At 49.3% G+C, this 19,566-nt stretch carries 22 protein-coding genes; 12 read left to right on the top strand and 10 right to left on the bottom strand.

Features of this window, described 5'->3' with window-relative positions:
- The first annotated feature begins 233 nt into the window (after positions 1-233).
- From IX84_RS00680 to IX84_RS00660, 5 genes are all read left to right on the top strand, one after another.
- Positions 234-644: a hypothetical protein gene (locus tag IX84_RS00680; protein ID WP_044215661.1), complete on the top strand. Its 411-nt coding sequence runs from the start codon at positions 234-236 to the stop codon at positions 642-644.
- Positions 645-1,003: 359 nt separating this feature from the next.
- Positions 1,004-3,538, top strand: a complete 2,535-nt coding sequence (locus tag IX84_RS00675) for a sigma 54-interacting transcriptional regulator (RefSeq protein ID WP_160213599.1) — start codon at positions 1,004-1,006, stop codon at positions 3,536-3,538.
- Positions 3,539-3,614: 76 nt separating this feature from the next.
- Positions 3,615-4,103, top strand: a complete 489-nt coding sequence (locus tag IX84_RS00670; protein ID WP_044215660.1) for a Dps family protein — start codon at positions 3,615-3,617, stop codon at positions 4,101-4,103.
- Positions 4,104-4,268: 165 nt separating this feature from the next.
- Entirely contained in the window at positions 4,269-4,592 is a 324-nt protein-coding gene (locus tag IX84_RS00665; protein WP_044215659.1) for a hypothetical protein, read from the top strand.
- A gap of 211 nt (positions 4,593-4,803) precedes the next feature.
- Entirely contained in the window at positions 4,804-5,934 is a 1,131-nt protein-coding gene (locus tag IX84_RS00660) for an AI-2E family transporter (protein ID WP_044215658.1), read from the top strand.
- 64 nt (positions 5,935-5,998) lie between these two features.
- Here IX84_RS00660 and IX84_RS00655 read toward each other — a convergent pair whose 3' ends face one another.
- The 3 genes from IX84_RS00655 to IX84_RS30555 form a co-directional block, all read right to left on the bottom strand.
- On the bottom strand, positions 5,999-6,676 hold the full coding sequence (locus IX84_RS00655) for a hypothetical protein (protein WP_044215657.1): 678 nt from the start codon (positions 6,674-6,676) through the stop codon (positions 5,999-6,001).
- A 126-nt stretch (positions 6,677-6,802) separates the two neighbouring features.
- Complete coding sequence (locus tag IX84_RS00650) at positions 6,803-7,330, bottom strand: RNA polymerase sigma factor (protein ID WP_044215656.1); 528 nt, start codon at positions 7,328-7,330, stop codon at positions 6,803-6,805.
- Positions 7,331-7,502: 172 nt separating this feature from the next.
- The gene (locus IX84_RS30555) at positions 7,503-8,024 is read right to left on the bottom strand and encodes a helix-turn-helix domain-containing protein (RefSeq protein WP_052515669.1); all 522 of its coding nucleotides are present in this window, start codon (positions 8,022-8,024) and stop codon (positions 7,503-7,505) included.
- A 169-nt stretch (positions 8,025-8,193) separates the two neighbouring features.
- On the opposite strand from IX84_RS30555, the gene IX84_RS00640 reads away from it, so the two are divergent.
- The 4 genes from IX84_RS00640 (at position 8,194) to IX84_RS00625 (ending at position 10,425) form a co-directional block, all read left to right on the top strand.
- Positions 8,194-8,622, top strand: coding sequence for a YtxH domain-containing protein (locus IX84_RS00640; RefSeq protein ID WP_044215655.1), 429 nt, complete (start codon positions 8,194-8,196; stop codon positions 8,620-8,622).
- A gap of 201 nt (positions 8,623-8,823) precedes the next feature.
- On the top strand, positions 8,824-9,180 hold the full coding sequence (locus IX84_RS00635; RefSeq protein WP_044215654.1) for a phage holin family protein: 357 nt from the start codon (positions 8,824-8,826) through the stop codon (positions 9,178-9,180).
- A gap of 4 nt (positions 9,181-9,184) precedes the next feature.
- On the top strand, positions 9,185-9,505 hold the full coding sequence (locus IX84_RS00630; protein WP_044215653.1) for a hypothetical protein: 321 nt from the start codon (positions 9,185-9,187) through the stop codon (positions 9,503-9,505).
- A complete protein-coding gene (locus tag IX84_RS00625; protein WP_044215652.1) occupies positions 9,502-10,425 on the top strand; it encodes a YihY/virulence factor BrkB family protein in 924 nt (307 codons plus the stop codon). The genes IX84_RS00630 and IX84_RS00625 overlap by 4 nt, the downstream gene beginning before the upstream one ends.
- On the opposite strand, the gene IX84_RS00620 is transcribed toward IX84_RS00625, so the two are convergent.
- The 6 genes from IX84_RS00620 to IX84_RS00600 form a co-directional block, all read right to left on the bottom strand.
- Entirely contained in the window at positions 10,422-11,714 is a 1,293-nt protein-coding gene (locus IX84_RS00620) for a bifunctional folylpolyglutamate synthase/dihydrofolate synthase (protein WP_044215651.1), read from the bottom strand. The genes IX84_RS00625 and IX84_RS00620 overlap by 4 nt on opposite strands.
- A gap of 260 nt (positions 11,715-11,974) precedes the next feature.
- Positions 11,975-12,130 carry a hypothetical protein gene (locus tag IX84_RS33190; protein ID WP_160213597.1) on the bottom strand — a complete coding sequence of 52 codons (156 nt, stop codon included), beginning with the start codon at positions 12,128-12,130 and terminating at the stop codon, positions 11,975-11,977.
- Between the two features lie 158 nt (positions 12,131-12,288).
- Entirely contained in the window at positions 12,289-13,170 is an 882-nt protein-coding gene (locus IX84_RS00615) for a TonB family protein (protein ID WP_044215650.1), read from the bottom strand.
- A gap of 94 nt (positions 13,171-13,264) precedes the next feature.
- Positions 13,265-13,660 carry an ExbD/TolR family protein gene (locus tag IX84_RS00610; RefSeq protein WP_044215649.1) on the bottom strand — a complete coding sequence of 132 codons (396 nt, stop codon included), beginning with the start codon at positions 13,658-13,660 and terminating at the stop codon, positions 13,265-13,267.
- A gap of 17 nt (positions 13,661-13,677) precedes the next feature.
- Entirely contained in the window at positions 13,678-14,076 is a 399-nt protein-coding gene (locus IX84_RS00605; protein ID WP_044215647.1) for an ExbD/TolR family protein, read from the bottom strand.
- Positions 14,077-14,087: 11 nt separating this feature from the next.
- On the bottom strand, positions 14,088-14,786 hold the full coding sequence (locus IX84_RS00600) for a MotA/TolQ/ExbB proton channel family protein (RefSeq protein ID WP_044145311.1): 699 nt from the start codon (positions 14,784-14,786) through the stop codon (positions 14,088-14,090).
- A gap of 265 nt (positions 14,787-15,051) precedes the next feature.
- On the opposite strand from IX84_RS00600, the gene IX84_RS00595 reads away from it, so the two are divergent.
- The 3 genes from IX84_RS00595 (at position 15,052) to IX84_RS00585 (ending at position 18,999) form a co-directional block, all read left to right on the top strand.
- On the top strand, positions 15,052-17,445 hold the full coding sequence (locus tag IX84_RS00595; RefSeq protein ID WP_044215646.1) for a 3-hydroxyacyl-CoA dehydrogenase/enoyl-CoA hydratase family protein: 2,394 nt from the start codon (positions 15,052-15,054) through the stop codon (positions 17,443-17,445).
- Positions 17,446-17,485: 40 nt separating this feature from the next.
- On the top strand, positions 17,486-17,680 hold the full coding sequence (locus IX84_RS00590) for a hypothetical protein (RefSeq protein ID WP_044215645.1): 195 nt from the start codon (positions 17,486-17,488) through the stop codon (positions 17,678-17,680).
- A gap of 146 nt (positions 17,681-17,826) precedes the next feature.
- Positions 17,827-18,999 carry a thiolase family protein gene (locus IX84_RS00585; protein ID WP_044215644.1) on the top strand — a complete coding sequence of 391 codons (1,173 nt, stop codon included), beginning with the start codon at positions 17,827-17,829 and terminating at the stop codon, positions 18,997-18,999.
- 63 nt (positions 19,000-19,062) lie between these two features.
- Here IX84_RS00585 and IX84_RS00580 read toward each other — a convergent pair whose 3' ends face one another.
- Entirely contained in the window at positions 19,063-19,533 is a 471-nt protein-coding gene (locus tag IX84_RS00580; protein WP_044215643.1) for a hypothetical protein, read from the bottom strand.
- Positions 19,534-19,566 lie beyond the last annotated feature (33 nt).

Here is a 19,566-nt window from a genome sequence, read left to right as displayed (position 1 = left end):
GTTCGCTTCAGTCCGCTCTGCGGAGCGATAACAGCAGCAAAGTTTAAACAACCTTTCTTAAACCGATGTTAAGAAGCTGTCAAGAGATGACTTCTCCGGCTAATTTATATTATTTTTGGTCGTAAATACCGTTGCTGTAGATTAAATCCTGCATTGCAGGTGTTTCGTCCATGCATCCAACCATCGTCATCCTGTCAAAACCATAGTAAAAGCGTAAAAAAGTTACCGGCTTGATGAAACAGTACTTTCTCGACCGTCAGTTAAAAAAAATAGAGCGGGAAGCCAATGATGAGTTCCTGCAAATACTGTCTTTTGGGGCACAGTGTTATTCTACACCCGAATTACAGGATTTACTCAGGCAGTTAGACAAGAAAGTACAGTTGCATGCCTATTACAGGCGTATCGTATTCATCATTGGAGCCTCCACCACGCTTTGGATTGCTTTCTGTTTTTTATTTCAGAGCCTCGACTATCCTATCGGTGTTTATGCAACACTTGCTATGGTGCCGGTTTCTATCATTGGCTTTACAGCGGGTAATATATTCCTAAACAGAAAGTACCGGGCAGTCCGTGATGCAGGCCTGGTAGAAAAAATTATTGTAGAAGAACTCGACCGCCGCAGGAAGGATGCCTCAATCTACTAGTATTTGCCGGAAATCCAGTCGCGTGTAAAGCCTAATATGCCTTATCGCCCGAAACCTTGTCGGGTATGCATTCGAGAAGTCATACCTTTTGGTCAGGTACGAAACGTGATTTTTTCAGGAAAACCCTTTATTCTTATCGTTTGAGTCAGGGTTTGTACGATCAACTACGGATCGGGAATATCTATTTTCTCTACCGCAGAAGCCAAGATTGCCAAAAAAACCTGATTTACTGAAAAGTACCAACAGCGCCGTTCCTGCATCACTTTGGAGCAAGGGCTTTGCAGCCTGTATTGCCTGAGTGTGGAAGGAAGATGTCTGTGGGTAATAAACACTCATACTGGAAACAGACAAACCTGACAATGATGAGCCGTTCGCTCTCCATAACGGGGGGTTCTGAAATTAGAGCCTCGAATAATTTGATCAATTACCAGAAAGTCCTGGAATCCTTCGGCTTTGGGACGCTAATCGTTCGCAAGGACGGCAGTATTCATCTGGCCTCCAACCGTGTGGCACAGGAACTGGGCTACGAACCCCAACTGCTGTCCAACAAACGGATTTTTGAGATCAACCCACACCTAAGCCTCATTCAGTGGCGCAAAAAGTGGAAAGAACTGGTGCAAACCAGGCATCTGGAAATGGAGACGGAGTTCATGAACGCCTCAGAGATGTTGTTCCCGGTACAGTTGCGGCTGTCCCTCATTGAGCACGATGGAGAGCCTTTTTGCCTGGTGAGTGTCAAAAACCTGCTTCACGCCAACCGGTACAAAAAGCTGCTCCGCCTTACCACGGAGGTCAGTCAGGTCGGTGGCTGGGAATGGGATCTGGTGACCGACCGGATCATGCTGACCGAAGGGGTCTATGCCCTGCTGCGTATTCCCAATAAGCACATGGATAAGGAGCAGTGGACAGCCTTACTGGAAGACCGGCTTCCGCCAGAAGACCACAAAGCCTTTGACTTCAATATCCGGACTGCTATTGAGACAGGTGAACCCTGCCGTTTCGATCTGCAAGTGCAGCAGCCTGAAGGCCACTACAGCAAAATGTCGGTGACCATTGTCCCGGAGAAGTCTGAGTTCCAAACCATTAAATTATATGGAGCTTTACAGGACATTACAGAGCTGAAGTCCGGGCAGGAAGGCCTGGAGCTCACCCAATACACATTGGACCACGCCCGGGAAATGATTTTCTGGGAAACCGCAGATGGCTCATTTCTATACGGTAACCTGGCAACCCGTGAAAAGCTGGGCTACACCAATACGGAGCTCAAAGCAATGAAGGTGGACAAACTGGTACATAACTTCTCCGTTGAAAACAGAGCTGAATCCTGGGCTGCGCTGCGGGAACACCGGGTACTGGATTGGGAAGGGGAGCTTAAAGCAAAGGACGGGACGGTTATCCCTGTGTATTGTTCCATGAACCTCATCCGGTACAAAGACAAAGAAATCAACTGCGTTTTTGCCAAAGACTGGCGCCGCAAAAAAGCCCGGGATGAACGTCTCCGCCTTTCCCTGTTCACACTGGACGAAGCGGTAGATATGATCTTCTGGGTGGACGACACGGGCGCTCTCAAATTTGTCAACCAAACAGCATATAAAAGCCTCGGCTATGAAGCCTTTGAGCTTTGGGACGAGCTTTTCCCAAGAAGTGCCGAGCTGGCTTTTCAGGATTTATGGAAAGCATCAGGCGCACACCAGGTAATTTATAAAGAAACAGAAGTGCGCAAGGCAAATGGGCAGTGGCTGCCCGTAGACGTTTATATCAACTTTATCAGCTTTGAAGGCAAAGACTACGCCTGCGCATTCCTGAGAGACATCTCTGCCAGAAAGGCTAAAAACAGAGAACTGGCTGCTGCCCTGGATAAGGTGCAGGAGCTCTCCGACCGGCTGCAGACAGAAAACACCCTGCTTAAGGAAGAAATCAAGGTTAATTACAACTTCGAAAATATCATAAGCGAGAGCAAAGCCTATAAAACGGTTTTGCATCAGGTAGAGCAGGTGGCAGCTACGGAAGCTACTGTTTTGATTATCGGAGAAACGGGTACCGGCAAAGAACTGCTGGCCCGGTCAATTCATGCTTTGAGCAAGCGCAAGGACGAGCCGATGATCAAAGTCAATTGTGCGGCACTGCCGGCGAATTTGATCGAAAGTGAGCTGTTTGGCCATGAAAAAGGCGCGTTTACAAACGCTTATCAGCGCAAAAAAGGGCGTTTTGAACTGGCAGACGGGGGGACCATCTTTCTGGATGAGGTCGGTGAGCTGCCACTGGGGCTTCAATCTAAGTTCCTTCGGGTCCTGCAGGAGGGCGAGTTCGAGCGTGTAGGCGGCACCACTACCTTGAGCACAGACGTCCGCGTGGTAGCTGCTACCAATCGAAACCTGGTGGACCTGGTCAATGAAGGCGCCTTTCGGGAAGACCTCTACTACAGGCTCAATGTTTTTCCCATTCAGAACCTGCCTTTGCGGGAAAGGAGAGAAGATATTCCGTTGCTGGTCCGGCATTTTGTCAAAAAGTTTGCTGGCAAGCAGGGTAAAGAAATTGAACACATCAGCCAATCTGACCTGGATGAGTTGATGCGCTATGAGTTTCCGGGGAATATCAGGGAACTGGAAAACATGATTGAACGGGCGGTCATTATTTCTAAAGGCAAGTCTCTTTTGCTTGCCGATGCCTACCATAAATCCTCCAGTCAGGCCGTAGATAAGAAAAACCATTCCCGGGTCTTTAAGTCTTTCGAAGAAATGCAAAGGGATTACATTATAGAAGCCTTGCGCCGCTGCAATTGGCGCATTAGCGGGCCTAAAGGTGCTGCGACGCTGCTGGACCTGAATTCCCGGACGCTAGCTTCCAAAATGCGCAAGTTCGGTATTAACCGAAAGGACTTTATCGATAAGTAATCAGGCACAGTTTGTTTCGAACATGAATGGCCTGAAGTCGTTCTATAGGCGAAGATGAAATTCGAAACAACTGAATATGAATTACTTAGGATTAGACCGCAAAGAAGTAGCGAAAACAGTAGACCGCTTGAATGATCTGCTGGCCAATTACCATATCTACTATCAGAACCTGCGGAATTTCCACTGGAATGTGGATGGTGAGAACTTTTTTGACTTGCATGAGAAATTTGAAGAACTGTATGACGATGCCCGGGAGAAAATCGATGAGATTGCAGAGCGTGTAGTGACCTTGCGCCTGCGCCCCGTCAGTAAGTTGTCATCCTATCTCGACCGTGCTGCGGTGAAGGAATCGGATATTCTCGAAGATGAATTTGAAATGGTCGAAACGATACTGGAGAACCATCGAATCATCATTGATAACATGCGCGGGATTATCCGTAGTGCCGACAAGGTGGAAGATGAAGGTACGATTGACATGATTGGCGGTTTCCTGGCCGACATTGAGAAATCCAGTTGGATGCTTGATGCCTGGAAAGCTAAGAAAGAAGCTAACGTCACAGCCTAACCTGAAGGACAAGTATTGCCGGAGGTCACCGCCCCCGGTAATACTTAACTATAACCACAAACAAGATACATTTTGAGTCAGGTTCACTTTTGTTTGCATAGGCAGTACCTTTTCCTTTATCTGTCTTCAATTATAATATCCTGATTAAACAGAAATGCATATGTAATGAAACTCAATCAATACACTTCGGTGGCGCATGCCACACAGGCACTAAGGAAGCGAGGCTTCAAAGACGACTTTAAATTAGAAGATAAGAAGTGGATGCGCAATCTGAGCAATAAGAAAAAGTACAAATCTGGCGATATGTCAATTGTTGAATATCACAGGTTCGAAGGTATGTCCAACCCAAGCGATTTATCAATATTATTTGCTGTTGAGACCCATAGCGGGGATAAAGGTATAATCGTTTCTTCTTACGGAATCTACGCCGATATGGACCTTGTCGAATTTTTGGACAAGGTGCGCGTCAAAGAGCGTGCGAGCGCTTAAAACAGGCACGGTTTTAATTTAAGAAAAAAGAGGGCTCTCAGGGATTCATTTCTGGTGGATTGAGCTGCAAGTGTTTGATAGTTTCATACGCTGTCAAATAATCAGGTATAATTGCACTGTTGCTTCCCTGGGAGCCCTTTGCAATTTTGGGGTATTCCGAATACCTTGAGTATTCGTTATTCCTACTCACCTACTTTAACTAAGAACCTATATGCAAAACGATACGCTAAACCTGCACCGATTAGCTTCCCTGCTGATCATTCTTTTTCTGGGCGGGTACATCACCATTATCGGTCAGAGTATTCTTTCCCCTATTGCGTTTGCAGCTTTGTTTTCTTTTCTGCTGCTGCCCATCTCAAGGTGGCTGGAGCGGTATATTTCCTACATGCCGCTAGCTATTGTTTTATCCATGGTTATCGCTCTTTTGCCGCTCATCGGGCTGCTCGTGTTGTTTTCTGTGCAATTCGCAACGGTGATCAACGACATCCCGGCTATTGGGCGGAAGCTGAGGAGTGGCTTAGAGCAGGTCATTGCATTTTTGGAGCAATATATCAACCTGGACACCTTTAGTATTGAAGAGTCGCTCAAGTCTAATTTTAGCCAGCTCATTGAGGCGCCGCTTCAGATTTTAGGGCAAAGCCTGAGCTCCGGCTCGAATATTCTGATTAGCATTTTACTGACGGTGCTTTTTACGTTCTTTATCATGCTCTACCGCACGTCCTTCAAGAATTTTTTCCTTATGCAGTTCAGCCGGTCTAAGCGGGATGAAGCCATGGTGATTATGGAGCAGGTGGAGCGGGTGTTAAAGGAATACCTGACCGGGCTGTTGTCTGTGATCTTGATTCTAGGAGTATTAAATAGCATTGGGTTGTGGCTGATTGGCATCAACTATGCTGCATTCTGGGGCTTTCTGGCGGCCTGCCTGGCGATCATACCTTACATAGGGACCACGCTGGGCGGCACGTTCCCCTTCGTTTATGCACTGGCTACAACGGGTACGCTGTGGCAACCTGCTGCGGTCGTACTCCTGTATATGAGTATTCAAACGCTGGAGGGCAACTTTATCACGCCAAAGGTAGTGGGTAGCAGCGTGAGCATCAATCCATTTGCGGCTATCATATTTTTATTCGTGGGCGGTATGATCTGGGGTGTCTCCGGGTTGATTCTGGCACTTCCTTTTGTTGCTGTACTTAAAGTAGTCATGGAACACATTGCTCCACTGCAGCCCGTTAGCGAACTGCTGAGCAGCGATGTCTACAGTGATGCAGGAAAATTCCTGAATGAATATGACCACGCCCGGTACCGCATTTCCAATTACTTCAACCGGAAGTACAAGTCCTAAAAAAAAGAGCCCTTCGGATATCCTTCGAAGGGCCACTTGAATTTTGAGCTTTGATTTGCCAGGTTTAAATTTTGACCGGCAGGATCAGCTGCGCCTTTACCGCTGAACCATTAAAAAAGTAGGCCGGTTCCCACTCAGGCAGATTTTCCAGGTAAGCCTGCGCTTTCACTCTGCATGGGCCACAGGCGGCATTATTGGCAGGTTGGATGTGGTCTATTCTTTCCAGTTCCCCGTTTTCATTCAGGGTAATGTAAGCGTAAACGATCCGGTTCAAAGGAGTTTCCTGAGCATCGTTGTAAGCGAGGTAAGCGGAATTAGAACACTCCAAAGGCACTTCAGCCCGGGCGCAGGAAGTGTTGAAAAGCGGGGGCTGCCTTTCCTGTTGGTTGAGGAGGTCTCCATCCACGTTTTTATCAGGAATCAGATATCGGAAAACATATCGGTCTGGTGAAAAATCAAAAACAGCTTCGCCGGGGTAGTAGGCGGCATAAGTGTTTTCCCCTTCCATAACGGCTTCCGGTACCGGCATAAGATCTTTATAAACCGTAGACATTTGTACCGTGTGGTAGCCTTCGACATTATCCGCACCATCAGTTTCGTCAGCCGGTGGGGAAATGCTATCGGCGGCTTCTGCTACCGTTTGGTTTGTCGCGCCTTCATTGGCTTCGTATCCACAGTTGCTTAGGGTGGCTAGAAACAGGGTAGTTAACAGGCAGGTTACAATAGAATTTATGGTTCTCATATGTTGGTTTTATATAAAAAAAGAATGGGCACTGCCGAAGCAATGCCCATTTGTCATCATTGTGATCTTTCAAGGGTTAATTGGGGTTGTTTTTTGTCTTCATCGGTAAATGGGCATCGTCAAACATTAACCATTATGGTCCGGACGGACGCCGTAGCGCTCTTTGATCAGGTCTCTGAGTTTCTTCCGCGCCAGGAAGATCCGGCTTTTCACCGTGCCAATTGGGATTTCAAGGTGGCTGGCAATTTCCTTGTACTCATAGCCCTTGTAAAACATCAGGAACGGGACACTATAAATTTTTCCAATATCGCCGAAGATGGTTTTATACTCTTTCATGCGGATGTTCATCTCGCCTCGGTTGGGAATGACATTCTTGTTCTCTACCGCAAACAAAAAGCTCTCAATCGGCTCATTCACATTGCGGCGCAATTTTTTCTTGCGGTACTGATTAATAAAGGTATTGCGCATGATGGTAGAGCACCAGCTCTTAAAATTTGTGCCGACCGTAAACTTCTCGCGGTGCCTGTAGGCACGCATGGCAGTTTCCTGCATCAGGTCTTTTGCGTCTTCCCGGTTCCGGGTCAGCTTCATCGCAAAAGAGAACAGAATACTTTCTAATCCATTAAATGCTTGACTGAATTCTAAGGTTGACATATATTTAGTTTGGTTAATGATCTATTGTTGATTAAATACACAGATAATAGTTCAAAAGCCATGCCAAAGTCTGAAATCCAGCGTTTTCAAGGATTTTGGTTAAAGAAAAACACGGTCAGTGACTAAATAGGATTAAAATGATTTTATTTAATCATTTTTTGTGAATGGAGCGCTACTCCTCTGCGTCGTTCTGCCGCAAAAGATCGATCAGTGACTCATTGAGTTTGATCATGTGCCCAATAAGGTCAAGAAAATTATCAATATCCACAGCGCTTCCTGCATTGGGGTCAGTAGTGCCCGCTTCCTTTTTGTATTCATAAAATATCTTGAACCCCTCCAGCATTTTGCGCACGCTCAGTGATTGTTCCACAAAGCTGTCAAGTGCTTCGGCTGAAATCTGCCCGCTTAGGGCTGCAGAGAAAAGTGGCGGTGTATTATCGGGCTCTGGCTGCTGAAAAGCCTGACGGACCCCACCGTTGAGCCCAATATCGGTGTGTATCAGCTCTGCCATATTTACATCGAAAAGTTTAGCCATCCTTAATATAAGACCCAGACGGGGCTCCACATTCTTACTTTCGTATGCGGCAATATTGCTCCGCTTAATTTGCAGCTGATAGGCGAGCTCTTCCTGGCTCCAGTGCCGTGCCTTGCGAAGAAACCGTATATTCCTGGATAAGTGGTTTTCTATTTCCATTGACCAAAATTTCTTTTCAGAAGACGAATTAAATCAAAAATGAAAAAATAATCCGCAAAATGTGTTTTTTTTTCTCATTTAGTTGATAAAAAGTGAACGTACGCCAGGATTTCGTTGTTTTTATTATGTAGAAAAGAGTAAAACTAATTACAAACCAAAAATCTGTAAGATGGAAAAGTCAACTAAAGAAAAGATAGCATTAGGATTAGGATTGATCGCCGGTGGAGCACTCGGTTACTGGCTAAACAGTGACAAAGGACGCGAAGTACGTTCTGAGGCAGCCGATAAAGCCAACGAATATGGCAAGATCGCTAAAGAGCAGGCTGATCAAATTTCAGAAAACCTAAATCGCCAGGCAGGAGAATTATCCGCTAAGCTGAATGATCAGACCAACCGGCTGTCCTCCAACCTCAATCAGGCTTACGAGCAAAGCCGTGATTACCTGAGCAAAACCGGAGATACGCTAAAGCATCAGTTCCAGCGTACTGCATCTAATGTAGAAGGTGCAAGTGAAGACTTTCAGGCTGGCATCAACTACGCTATCGACAATATACAGCGTAAAGCAAGAGAACTGAGTAAGCAAAACGGAAGCCGATAACGAATACACCGATCAGGAACCACAATACTTACTGCTTTGTGCTCCTGCACATTCTTAAAGCCTGAAACCTGCTGAGAAGCCTTAATATGACAGGCTGACCAAAGCCTTAGTAATCAGGATGGGCAAATGGGACCGCTCCAATTGCCCATTTTTTGTAAATTGGATGTCCACACGATTGCACCTCATTAGTACAAAAGCAATATGAAACCAACGGATTCCATTTCTGAGGCCGTGGGAGAAGTCTACGGTTACTCCAAAGCTTATTTTCAACAGCAGCTGGAATACTTCAAGCTGGACATGGCAGAGCGGGTCTCCCGAAGCCTGTCCCTGGCGATCACCATATTTGTGCTCGCTCTGCTCTTTCTCATGATTCTGATGTTTGCCTCTCTGGCGCTCGGCATTTACTGGGGCGAGGAGTGGGGGTCTTACCCAAGGGCATTCCTCGCGGTAAGTGGGGGGTATGCGGTGCTCACTTTGTTCTTGTTGATTTTCCGCAGGATCCTCATTACCAATCCTATACTGAGCCGGATTATTAAAGTATTCTTCCAAAATGATTAGCCCTATGGAACACGAAAAACCTAACCGCCAAATTAATAGCCTTTCAGACCTTCGCCGCCGGAAGGAACTCCTTAAGCTGGAGATGAAAGTGACGCGTCAGGCTATCGGGGCGGGTTTCAAAAACACAGAGGCAACCGTCAAGAGCAATATCATCCGCAAAATTCTCATCCCGCTGGGAGCCGGAGGATTGGCATCAATGCTTTACAGAGAAAGTGCGGCAAGTGCTGATAAACCTTCCTGGCTGTTGTTTCTGGAGCAAATGCTGGAAAAGGTAAATGAGCATTACACACCACCGGCAGAAGAACAACAACCGCCATCATCATGAGCATTGACCAACTCAAATCAAAGGGTCAGTTTTACTTTCAAATCCTCAAGACAACAGTTCAGCGCTTCGCCGAAAGGGAGGCTTTCACCTACGCCGCAAGTCTTTCTTATTACACCATTTTCTCTCTGCCGCCTATGCTGATGGTCATCATTTACTCCACAACGGTGTTCTACGACCGCAACGCGATCCGGAAGACCATTTTTGGAGAAATTGCTGAGATTGTGGGGCAGGACAGTGCCGCGCAGCTGGCGACTACCTTAGATCAGATCGGGCTGTTTCAGGGAAGCTGGGTCACCTCCGCAGTGAGTATAGGAGCGTTGCTGTTTACTTCCACTACGGTTTTTGCGACGATTCAGCGCGCGCTCAATCGAATGTATGGAGTACAGCCTAAGCCAGATAAAGCCGGTTTGCTCAAAATGCTCTTCGACCGGCTGACTTCTTTTGCCTTGCTGTTGAGCATTGGCTTCATTCTCTTGGTATCACTTGTCATCGAAACGCTATTGGATGCTTTGAGCGGCTACCTCGGGCGTTTTATCCCGGAAATTTCCCTGCTCATTACCAAGGTCGCTTCCGTCGCTCTGCCTATAGTGGTAGTCAGTGTGTTATTCACCTTGCTGTTCCGCTACCTGCCCGATGCACGCTTAAAGTGGCGGGATACAATCGTTGGCGCTCTCTTGACCACCGTTCTTTTCGGCATTGGCCGCTACGGCATCAGCTTCTACATAGAACAGTCTCAGACCACCGACCTCTACGACGCTGCCAGTTCCGTGATGGTGATTATGCTGTGGGTCTTTTACGCGTCCTTAATCTTACTCTTTGGTGGTATCTTTACTGCTGTTTATGCCGAAAAGAAACGCGGGAAGCTCGAAACAACCGATTACGCTGTACGTGTACGTTACGAAAAGATTGAAGAAGATTAAACCACTTCTGCTACCACGAAGATGCTGCCGCCTACATAAATCAAATCGTCGGCGCCTGCCTTATTGCGGGCTGCTTCGAGGGCTTCATTCACGCTCGGGTACACTAAGCCTTTGAGGCTAAGGCGTTGAGCGACCTGCGCCAATTTCTCCGCTTCCAGTCCACGTGGTATGTCAGGGCGCGCAAAATAATAGGTAGCTTCCCTGGGTAATAGCCGCAAGACTTTTTCGGGATCTTTATCACTGACCATGCCATAAACTATATGCAACCGTTCAAAGGACAAGCGGTTGAGCTCCTGCATAGCCAGGGAAATTCCGGCTTCGTTATGTGCGCTATCGCAAAGTATCAGGGGCGCTTTGCCCAAAACCTGCCACCTGCCAATGAAGCGGGTGCTTGTCCGAAGCTCCCGGAGCCCGGTCCGAAGGTTAGTTTCTGAAACCGGCTGTTTGGGGTGAAGCCACTCTATAGCCTGCAGCACGGCTTGTAAGTTTTTTCGCTGGTAGTCGCCGTAGGCGTTCAGTTCCAGTTGCTCCAGGTGCAGAGTACCCTTCTTATAAATATCGTAGTGACTTACTTCAAATCCGGATTGAACTAAACGTGCTTCGTAATGCTGGTCCGCAAAAATGATTGGCGCACTCTCCTCTGCGGCCTTTTTGAGAAAAACCTCCTGTGTCTCCTCCTGCGTCTCGCTAATCACTACCGGTATCCCCGGCTTGATAATGCCTGCCTTTTCCCCGGCAATTTCCGGCAGGGTCTCTCCAAGAAATTGCATGTGGTCATAGCTGATATTCGTAATAACGCACAGCTCCGGCATCAGGATATTAGTAGAGTCCAGACGCCCGCCCATGCCAACTTCCACTACTGCCCAGTCGACCTGCTCCTTCGCAAAATAGTCGAATGCCATAGCTACCGTAATTTCAAAAAAGGAAGGCTTAATGGTCTGAAAAAGCGTTTCATACTGTTCCACAAAATCCACCACTGCCTCTTCGGGCATCAGTTCCCCGTTAATTTTTATCCGCTCACGAAAATCGCGGTAGTGAGGGGAAGTATAAAGCCCGACTTTGAGCCCGGCTGCCTGCAATACCGATGCCAGCATATGCGCAGTAGACCCCTTTCCGTTCGTGCCGGCGATGTGAATGGCCCGCAGTCGCTCATGTGGTTGCCCCAGGGCTTCACAAAGTGCCCTGATATTGGTCAGGTCTTTTTTGAAAGCCATGGGCCCCACCCGCTGGAACATGGGCAGTTGCTCAAAAAGAAAAGCTAAAGTTTCAGGGTAAGTCCGCTTTGCCATAAGAGTTGGATTACACGCAATACGAAGTGGTCACCTACTGGCGCTGACGGCCAGCACGGGGAACGATAAATGTCGGGCTTACAGTCCAGACATCCATCGTCTGGAATCTTGGATTTGCGACATCGACCCGTGACGAAGCGTAGCTTGTCAGGACAGGCGCAAGCCACTTCCCTGCGTAAATGCTGACATTGAGTAGGTTTGCTGTGGCAAACCACTTAATCGTCAGTATAGGGGGGCAAAGGTACGAAGTAAAAGCAGCATTAAGCGCGCTCATCGCGGGAAGATTCAAGCTGTTGTTCATACTGCTCCTCAGGAGCATCATTACGGTCTTGCATAGCGCAAACATACATCGGCAGCAAAGAAAGCAAGACTAAGCATAACTGCCCGGCAATACCACGGATTTCACGGTTGGTCATAAACAAGTGTCGTTTGATGATACCTCTTTATAACGCAGGGGGGCTTAGTGCGTCACAGAGTTTGGGGCACCTTGACATAAAATTAACGTGTAGCTTAACAAATACAATGCCCGGAATTCAACGAATTCCGGGCATTGTATTTGTTAAGTAAGCAGCTCTTACTGCGCCCTAAAATTATAAGTAATCGTCCCACACTGCTTATCCACCTGGCCGGGCGCGAATTGCCAGCGCTTGGCTGAGCTGATCGCTAGGTTTTTGAGGCGGGAACTGGTCGCTGTAGAACCGCGCTGCGTGAAATCCGCAGAAATTACATTCCCGGACCGGTCCACACAGACCTTCACCACCACAACGCCCTGTTCCTGAGAGTTATCCTGTGGCTTGTGGGTGCGGGCTACACCGCGGCTGCCGAGTCCGCCACCAACGGTACCTGAGCCCGTGCTGATCCCTGTCAGAATATCAGAATTCGGGTCCCCATTTGGGTCACCCTGATTGCCTGCTGTACCGGTATTGCCTTTGCCGTCTCCATCACCAAACAGCCCGCCCAAAGATTCTTTCAGGTTCGCTGCTTCGGCTTCTTTTTGGCGCTGAGCCTCTTCCGCTTTGCGGCGGGCCTCTGCCTCGGCACGTTTGCGGGCTTCTTCCTGCTCGCGCTCCCGGCGTTCCCTGGCTTCCTGCTCCTTACGCTTGCGGTCTTTTTCTTTTTGAATGGCTACTTCACTGTCATCTGCAGTGATGACTTCACGCTCGGGCTCCGGCTCAGGCTCGGATTCAGCGGGTGGGGGAGGAGCGGTCTCCTCTTGAGGGACGTCCACCGGGTCTTCCTCTACCGCCGGAGCCGGGCCGGCGTTTTCACTGCCTTCGCCCACATCCGGTAAGCCAAGGTTGACCAAAATGCCTTCCTGCCCCGGAGGCGGGTCCGGGAAGGTCAAGAGGGGCAAAACAGCCAGCATCAAAAGTACGACGTGCACGGCAACGCTGACAATCATGCCACGTTTCTTATTCTGCTCGTCTTCCTGGGTTACTCGGGTATCTACTGCCATGGTATTTTTCTTTTAAGCATTGGCGTATACTCAACTTAACGCCTTTTCTGCACAAATCCTCTTCCGAAGGCCGGGATTCACATAAACTTAACGTCTAATCCTTTTCAGTGGCCAGCACGCCATTGACTTTGTAGCGCATCGCCAAATCCATAATAGCGACGACATGCTCAGTCGGGGTGCCTTTCTCCGGAGAAATGGTAATACTGGGCTTGCTGCTTCTGGAAATACGCCGGATCTCATTCTCCATATCTCCCAGCGACCGGCGGCGGTTGTCCAGAAAGTAATTGCCTGAACGGCTGATGCGCACATCTTCCACCTGCCCACTGCTGGGGCTACTGCTCCGGGAGCTGCTCGGCAACTTCAAGTTCAGGGCATTGGGCGCCACAAGAGAAGAAGTTAGCATAAAGAAAATCAGCAACAGAAAAATAATATCCGTCAGGGAAGACATACTAAACTCCGCAGAAACTTTACTTCGTTTTTTAATGCCCATACTTTCGTTTTTTTAGCTTATGATCGAGGCTCCGTCGCAATAATCGCATTGACTTTCAACCGATTGGCGATTTCCATTACCTCCACAACCCGGTCAAAAGGCGTGCCTATTTCCGCAACGATGGTAATGGCCGCATTGTCGCGGTTGTCGGAGGTTCGGACTTCCATGCGCAAGGCACGCTCCAGGTTACGGGCAGCCGTCTCATTATTGTTTACAGTGGTGCGCCCGTTCTTTTCCAGCGTCACCACAATAGAAGTTGAAGCTACCGTTTTGGAATCTGACTTCGGTAGCTCAAAGGGCTGAATGCGTACGAGCGTGGAGGTGAGCATGAAAAAGATCAGCAACAGAAATATGATGTCCGTCAGCGATGACATACTGAATTCCGCGCTTACCTTGCTCCGCTTTTTTAGTCCCATGGTACTTTAATTTAGGCGGAAGGCTCCTGCAGCAGGTCCATAAACTCTACTGTGGTGCGCTCCATTTTAAAGACGACTTTCTCTACGCTGGCCACCAGAAGGTTGTAACCAACGAAAGCCAGGATACCAATGAACAGCCCGAAAGCCGTGGTGATCAGGGCCTGATAGATACCGCCCGCCAGTACATCCGGCGTTACGTTCTGCTCGGTTGCCATTTTGTAGAAGGCCAGGATCATACCCGTTACCGTACCGAAGAAGCCGATCATAGGCGCGGCACCGGCAATACTGGCCAGGGTAGAGAGGTTTTTCTCCAGCTTGAAAATCTCAAGGTTGCCCACGTTCTCAATAGCGGCGTCGATATCGCGAAGCGGCTTACCGATGCGCTGCAGGCCTTTTTCTACCATACGGGCCACGGGAGAGTCTGTTGTCTGGCACAGTGCCTTCGCACCATTGATATTGCCCGACTGTACGTTAGCCCGGATGTTATTCATGAAGTTCTCATCGATCTTACCGGCCCGCTTGATGGTGAGGTAGCGCTCGACAAAAATGTAGATGGCCATCACCGAAAGTACCAACAGCACAAGTACGATGATAATTCCGAGTGGGCCACCCTGAGTGATAATGTCAAAGAAACTCTGAGTACCAACCCCTTCACCTTCCCGGTCGAGGCCCTCAGCAGTTTGAAACAACAATAGCGTGTGTTGCAGCATGATGTCTGATATGGTTTTTAGTTTTGATGGGTGCGTCTGTCCCCGGCAAGGAGTACAGCGGACATTTTTTGTAATGTAAAGCTCAACGCTTTCCAAGTACGCCAAATTATCAAACAAATGGAAATTATTAGAATGTAGGCGCCTCAGATGTGATTATTTTGCCTTTCTAGCGAAAATTCGCTAATATTGGAGCACTAAAACGTATCCGGGTTGTTGTCTCAAAACAATCCCTTAAAAAATATCAAATCAAACCAATCATCACTCAATGAGCAGAAGAATCACTAAAGTAGCCGTACTGGGTTCCGGTGTTATGGGCTCTGGCATTGCCTGCCATTTTGCCAATATCGGCCTGGAGGTATTGATGCTGGATATCGTGCCCCGCGACTTGCCGGAAGATCAGCAGAAAGACCCGGCTGCCCGAAACAGTATCGTCAACGCCGCCCTGAAGAGCGCCATTAAGAGCAAACCTGCCGCGCTGTACCACAAGGATTTCGCCAGCCGGATCACGACCGGCAATTTCGAGGACGATTTCGCTAAGATCAAAGATTGCGACTGGGTCATTGAGGTGGTCGTAGAGCGCCTGGATATTAAGAAAAAGGTATTCGATCAGGTGGAGCAACACCGCAAGCCGGGCTCCCTCATCACGTCCAATACCTCGGGCATTCCCATACACATGATGCTGGAAGGGCGCAGCGACGATTTCAAAAAGCACTTCTGCGGCACCCACTTCTTCAACCCGCCCCGCTACATGCGCCTGCTGGAAATCATCCCCACCCCGGAAACGGACCCCGAAGTGGTAGATTTCTTTATGCACTACGGTGATGTCTATCTGGGCAAGCAGACCGTCCTCTGCAAAGACACGCCTGCCTTCATCGCCAACCGTGTGGGGGTATACGCTATGGCAAAGATTTACCAACTCACCACTGAGCTGGGGCTGCGTATTGAAGAAGTCGATAAACTCACCGGTCCGACCATTGGCCGCCCCAAAACCGGCACCTTCCGTCTGGGCGACCTCGTGGGCCACGATACGGCAGCCAACGTCATCAACGGCCTGAAGCAAAACTGCCCCGATGATGAACAAGCCGCTACTTTCGAAATCCCAAAATACCTGCAGTTCCTGCTGGACAATAAATTCCTTGGCAACAAAACCGGGCAGGGCTTCTACAAAAGAACTAAGGAAAAGGATGAGAATGGCCGCCGCGTCATCCTCGCCCTCAACCTGGAAACCCTCGAATACGAGCCCAGCCAGAAGCCGGACCTGCCCAGCCTGAAAATGGCTAAGCAGATTGATGATCAGGAAAAGCGCATCGCTGCTATGTTTGACGCTGACGATAAGGGCGGAGAACTGGTGCGCAAATCTCTCCTTGGCCTTTTTGCCTACGTTTCCAACCGCATTCCGGAGATTTCAGATAACCTCTACAGCATCGATGATGCTATGAAAGCCGGCTATGCCTGGAACGTTGGCCCATTCGAATACTGGGACATCATTGGCATTGAGAAAGGTATCCAACTGGCGGAAGAGCAGGGAGAAAAAATTGCGCCCTGGGTGAAGGACATGGTCGCTGCCGGCCATATGCAGTTCTACAAGCGTGAAGGTGGCGTTAAGAAATACTATGACCTCGAATCCAAGGGGTACAAAGTCGTGCCGGGCGCTGAGGAATTTATCATCCTCGACAACTACCGCGACCGCGCACCGGTGATGAAAAACAACGAAGTCGTCCTGCACGACATCGGCGACGGCGTTCTTTGCCTGGAATTCGTCAGCCCCCACAACTCCATAGGGGAGGGCGTACTCCGCGGCATGAACGAAGCCATCCAAATTGCCGAAGAAGGTGACTGGAAAGGCCTGGTCATTGGCAACAACGCCCAGCATTTCTCCGTAGGCGCCAACCTGATGATGATCGCCATGCTGGCCTATCAGCAGGAGTTCGACGAACTAAACATGGCCGTCAACCTCTTCCAGCAGACTACGATGCGCTGCCGGTACTCCTCCGTGCCTGTAGTAGCTGCCACACAGGGCTATGTCTTTGGCGGAGGTTGCGAAACCATCATGCACTGTGATGCCACCCTGGCTGCTGCGGAATCTTACATCGGCCTGGTGGAAGTGGGCGTAGGCCTCATCCCCGGTGGTGGTGGCACTAAGGAATTTGCCCTGCGTGCTTCCGACCGTTTCTTTGAAGGCGACGTGCAAATCCCAACCCTCATCGAGCAGTTCAAGACCATCGCGCTGGCCAATGTGGCGACTTCTGCCCACCAAGCCTACGATTATGGCTACCTGCTGCCGGAGAAGGACCACATCGTACTCAATACCGACCGCAACATCGCTCAGGCGAAAGCGAAAGTACTGGAACTTGCGGAAGGCTACACCAAGCCTATACAGCGCGAGGACATCACGGTGCTGGGCCGTACGGGTCTCGCCGCCCTCTACGCTGCAGCCAACGAGCTACGCCTCGGGCGCTACGCCTCCGAGCATGACATCAAGATTGCCCACAAGGTAGCCTGGGTGCTTTGCGGTGGCGACCTCACCGGGCAGCAACAGGTGTCAGAGCAGTACCTCCTCGATATTGAGCGGGAAGCCTTCCTGAGCCTCTGCGGTGAGCAGAAGACTCTGGAGCGCATTCAGCACATGCTGCAGACGAATAAGCCGCTGAGGAACTAGGGGCTTTCAAATCCAGTTTTATCATAAAATCAAGTCTGTTATGGAAATCGAAAGTAGTCAGAAATTCACCTCACTTCAATTGGAGCTATTAAAGCTATACTCCTTTGAGCCATCAGAAGCGGAGTTGAAGGAAGTACGCCATATGCTAGCAACCTTTTTCATGGAACGTTTTCAAAGTAAACTGGATGAGGCTGCAGCAGAACGTGGAATTTCTGATGAAACGCTGGATGAATAGCTGAATGAAGCAGCAGTTGGATAGCTAACTGTTTCTGGCGTACCGATTTCGATATTCTTGATCGCTTAAATTTCCTAAAGTCAAAGTAATCCGGTTATGGGCTTTTAAAAGCCTGCTCAATCTGGATTCATAAAATAGAAATTATCATGGATGCATATATCGTAAAAGCCTACCGTTCCGCTGTAGGCAAAGCCAAAAAGGGTGGCTTCAAAAACTACCGCTCGGATGACCTGGCGGTGGATATCATTACCCATCTTTTGGAACAAACTCCGGAGCTTGACCCCAAGCTGGTCGATGACGTCATCGTTGGCTGCGCAAACCCAGAGGGCGAGCAGGGACTGCAGATCGGGCGGCAGATTTCCATGCGCGCCCTGGGCAAGGAAGTCCCCGGCGTGACCGTCAACCGCTACTGTGCTTCCGGCCTGGAGACCATCTCCATTGCGGTTGCCAAAATCCGCGCAGGCATGGGCGAAATTTACGTTGCCGGCGGTACCGAAAGCATGAGCTCCATACCAATGACGGGCTACAAGCTCGCACCCAGCTACAAGGTCGCTTCCTCCACGCCCAACTACCTGGCGAGTATGGGCCTGACGGCCGAGGCCGTAGCCAATAAGTATAACATCAGCCGGGACCAATCCGATGAATTCGCCTACCGCTCACACGTCAAGGCGGCTGAAGCCATCGACGGCGGGAAATTCAATGATGAAATTGTGCCGGTAAAAGTGGAAGATGTATTCGTAAAAGACGGCAAACGGGTGAGCAGTGAGCACACCGTAGGCATGGATGAAGGCGTACGCCGTTCCACTACGGTCGAAGCACTTGGCAAGTTACGCCCGGTCTTTGCGCAGGGCGGCGTGGTGACTGCGGGCAACGCTTCCCAAACTTCTGATGGTGCGGCTTTCACCCTGGTGATGAGCGAAGAAATGGTCAAAAAGCTCAACCTCGAGCCGATTGCCCGTCTGGTCTCCTGCTCCGTAGCTGGTGTAGATCCGTTGTATATGGGCATTGGCCCCTGCGCCGCTATCCCTAAAGCACTGAAGTACGCCGGGCTAAAGCTCAACGATATCGACCTGATTGAGCTCAATGAAGCCTTTGCCGCCCAGGCCCTGGCCGTCATTCAGGAAGCCGGTCTCAACCCCGATATCGTTAACGTAAACGGAGGGGCCATTGCACTCGGCCACCCGCTGGGTTGTACCGGTGCGAAACTTTCCACCCAGCTCTTCAATGAGATGCGCCGCCGTGGCAATAAATACGGTATGGTGACCGCCTGTGTAGGTGGCGGGCAAGGTATCGCCGGCATCTACGAATTATTGAATTAAGAGGATCACAACTCAATTGGAATAGCAAAGCCCTCGTTTTACTTGCTGTAGAGCGGGGGCTTCCTATACCCTGGAAGAATCGCCCGATTTCTTCCGCTCCAGTTTGATTTGCCCCAGCTTCCGTTCTACCGAAAACGGGGTAGGCGTAATCTCCTGCCAGAAACCATTGAGCGAAGACTCCCAGATGCTCCGCTTGAATTCAAACTGGTATTTACGGACATACTTGCCACCCTCCAGTATCTCAGGGTTGAGGTTATCGATGCTGTACTCCCTGTCGGTCACTTCCCGCATATAAATGGAGCGATCCTGGTACATCTTGCCAACGAGCTCTTGTGTCACCACGCTATCCTTAGTGACGTGGATATAAGACATCCCTTTGATGTAGCCTTTTTCAAGGGTAAGGTAGAGTTCGACCGGCAGCGTTTCCCCAGTGCTTTTATCAATAATGGAACCTGTCCAGAGCCCTTCCAGTCCATTTTGGGCAGAGAGCGCACCCGCTGTGAGCAGCAGGCAGATTAAGATTTTGAATTTCATAGCTTGGTGTTCAGATCAATCAATTGGTTAAAT

This window comes from Phaeodactylibacter xiamenensis (assembly GCF_000759025.1).
In the GTDB taxonomy this organism is placed as follows: Bacteria; Bacteroidota; Bacteroidia; order Chitinophagales; family Saprospiraceae; genus Phaeodactylibacter; species Phaeodactylibacter xiamenensis.
Note: the sequence above shows the minus strand (reverse complement) of the source record. Positions and strands in the feature narration are given on the sequence as shown.

Bases quoted from the DNA above. Each gene is read 5' to 3' on its own strand.
- IX84_RS00680 (WP_044215661.1), top strand. From the start codon at position 234: ATGAAACAGTACTTTCTCGACCGTCAGTTAAAAAAAATAGAGCGGGAA.
- IX84_RS00675 (WP_160213599.1), top strand. From the start codon at position 1,004: ATGATGAGCCGTTCGCTCTCCATAACGGGGGGTTCTGAAATTAGAGCC.
- IX84_RS00670 (WP_044215660.1), top strand. From the start codon at position 3,615: ATGAATTACTTAGGATTAGACCGCAAAGAAGTAGCGAAAACAGTAGAC.
- IX84_RS00665 (WP_044215659.1), top strand. From the start codon at position 4,269: ATGAAACTCAATCAATACACTTCGGTGGCGCATGCCACACAGGCACTA.
- IX84_RS00660 (WP_044215658.1), top strand. From the start codon at position 4,804: ATGCAAAACGATACGCTAAACCTGCACCGATTAGCTTCCCTGCTGATC.
- IX84_RS00655 (WP_044215657.1), bottom strand. From the start codon at position 6,676: ATGAGAACCATAAATTCTATTGTAACCTGCCTGTTAACTACCCTGTTT.
- IX84_RS00650 (WP_044215656.1), bottom strand. From the start codon at position 7,330: ATGTCAACCTTAGAATTCAGTCAAGCATTTAATGGATTAGAAAGTATT.
- IX84_RS30555 (WP_052515669.1), bottom strand. From the start codon at position 8,024: ATGGAAATAGAAAACCACTTATCCAGGAATATACGGTTTCTTCGCAAG.
- IX84_RS00640 (WP_044215655.1), top strand. From the start codon at position 8,194: ATGGAAAAGTCAACTAAAGAAAAGATAGCATTAGGATTAGGATTGATC.
- IX84_RS00635 (WP_044215654.1), top strand. From the start codon at position 8,824: ATGAAACCAACGGATTCCATTTCTGAGGCCGTGGGAGAAGTCTACGGT.
- IX84_RS00630 (WP_044215653.1), top strand. From the start codon at position 9,185: ATGGAACACGAAAAACCTAACCGCCAAATTAATAGCCTTTCAGACCTT.
- IX84_RS00625 (WP_044215652.1), top strand. From the start codon at position 9,502: ATGAGCATTGACCAACTCAAATCAAAGGGTCAGTTTTACTTTCAAATC.
- IX84_RS00620 (WP_044215651.1), bottom strand. From the start codon at position 11,714: ATGGCAAAGCGGACTTACCCTGAAACTTTAGCTTTTCTTTTTGAGCAA.
- IX84_RS33190 (WP_160213597.1), bottom strand. From the start codon at position 12,130: ATGACCAACCGTGAAATCCGTGGTATTGCCGGGCAGTTATGCTTAGTC.
- IX84_RS00615 (WP_044215650.1), bottom strand. From the start codon at position 13,170: ATGGCAGTAGATACCCGAGTAACCCAGGAAGACGAGCAGAATAAGAAA.
- IX84_RS00610 (WP_044215649.1), bottom strand. From the start codon at position 13,660: ATGGGCATTAAAAAACGAAGTAAAGTTTCTGCGGAGTTTAGTATGTCT.
- IX84_RS00605 (WP_044215647.1), bottom strand. From the start codon at position 14,076: ATGGGACTAAAAAAGCGGAGCAAGGTAAGCGCGGAATTCAGTATGTCA.
- IX84_RS00600 (WP_044145311.1), bottom strand. From the start codon at position 14,786: ATGCTGCAACACACGCTATTGTTGTTTCAAACTGCTGAGGGCCTCGAC.
- IX84_RS00595 (WP_044215646.1), top strand. From the start codon at position 15,052: ATGAGCAGAAGAATCACTAAAGTAGCCGTACTGGGTTCCGGTGTTATG.
- IX84_RS00590 (WP_044215645.1), top strand. From the start codon at position 17,486: ATGGAAATCGAAAGTAGTCAGAAATTCACCTCACTTCAATTGGAGCTA.
- IX84_RS00585 (WP_044215644.1), top strand. From the start codon at position 17,827: ATGGATGCATATATCGTAAAAGCCTACCGTTCCGCTGTAGGCAAAGCC.
- IX84_RS00580 (WP_044215643.1), bottom strand. From the start codon at position 19,533: ATGAAATTCAAAATCTTAATCTGCCTGCTGCTCACAGCGGGTGCGCTC.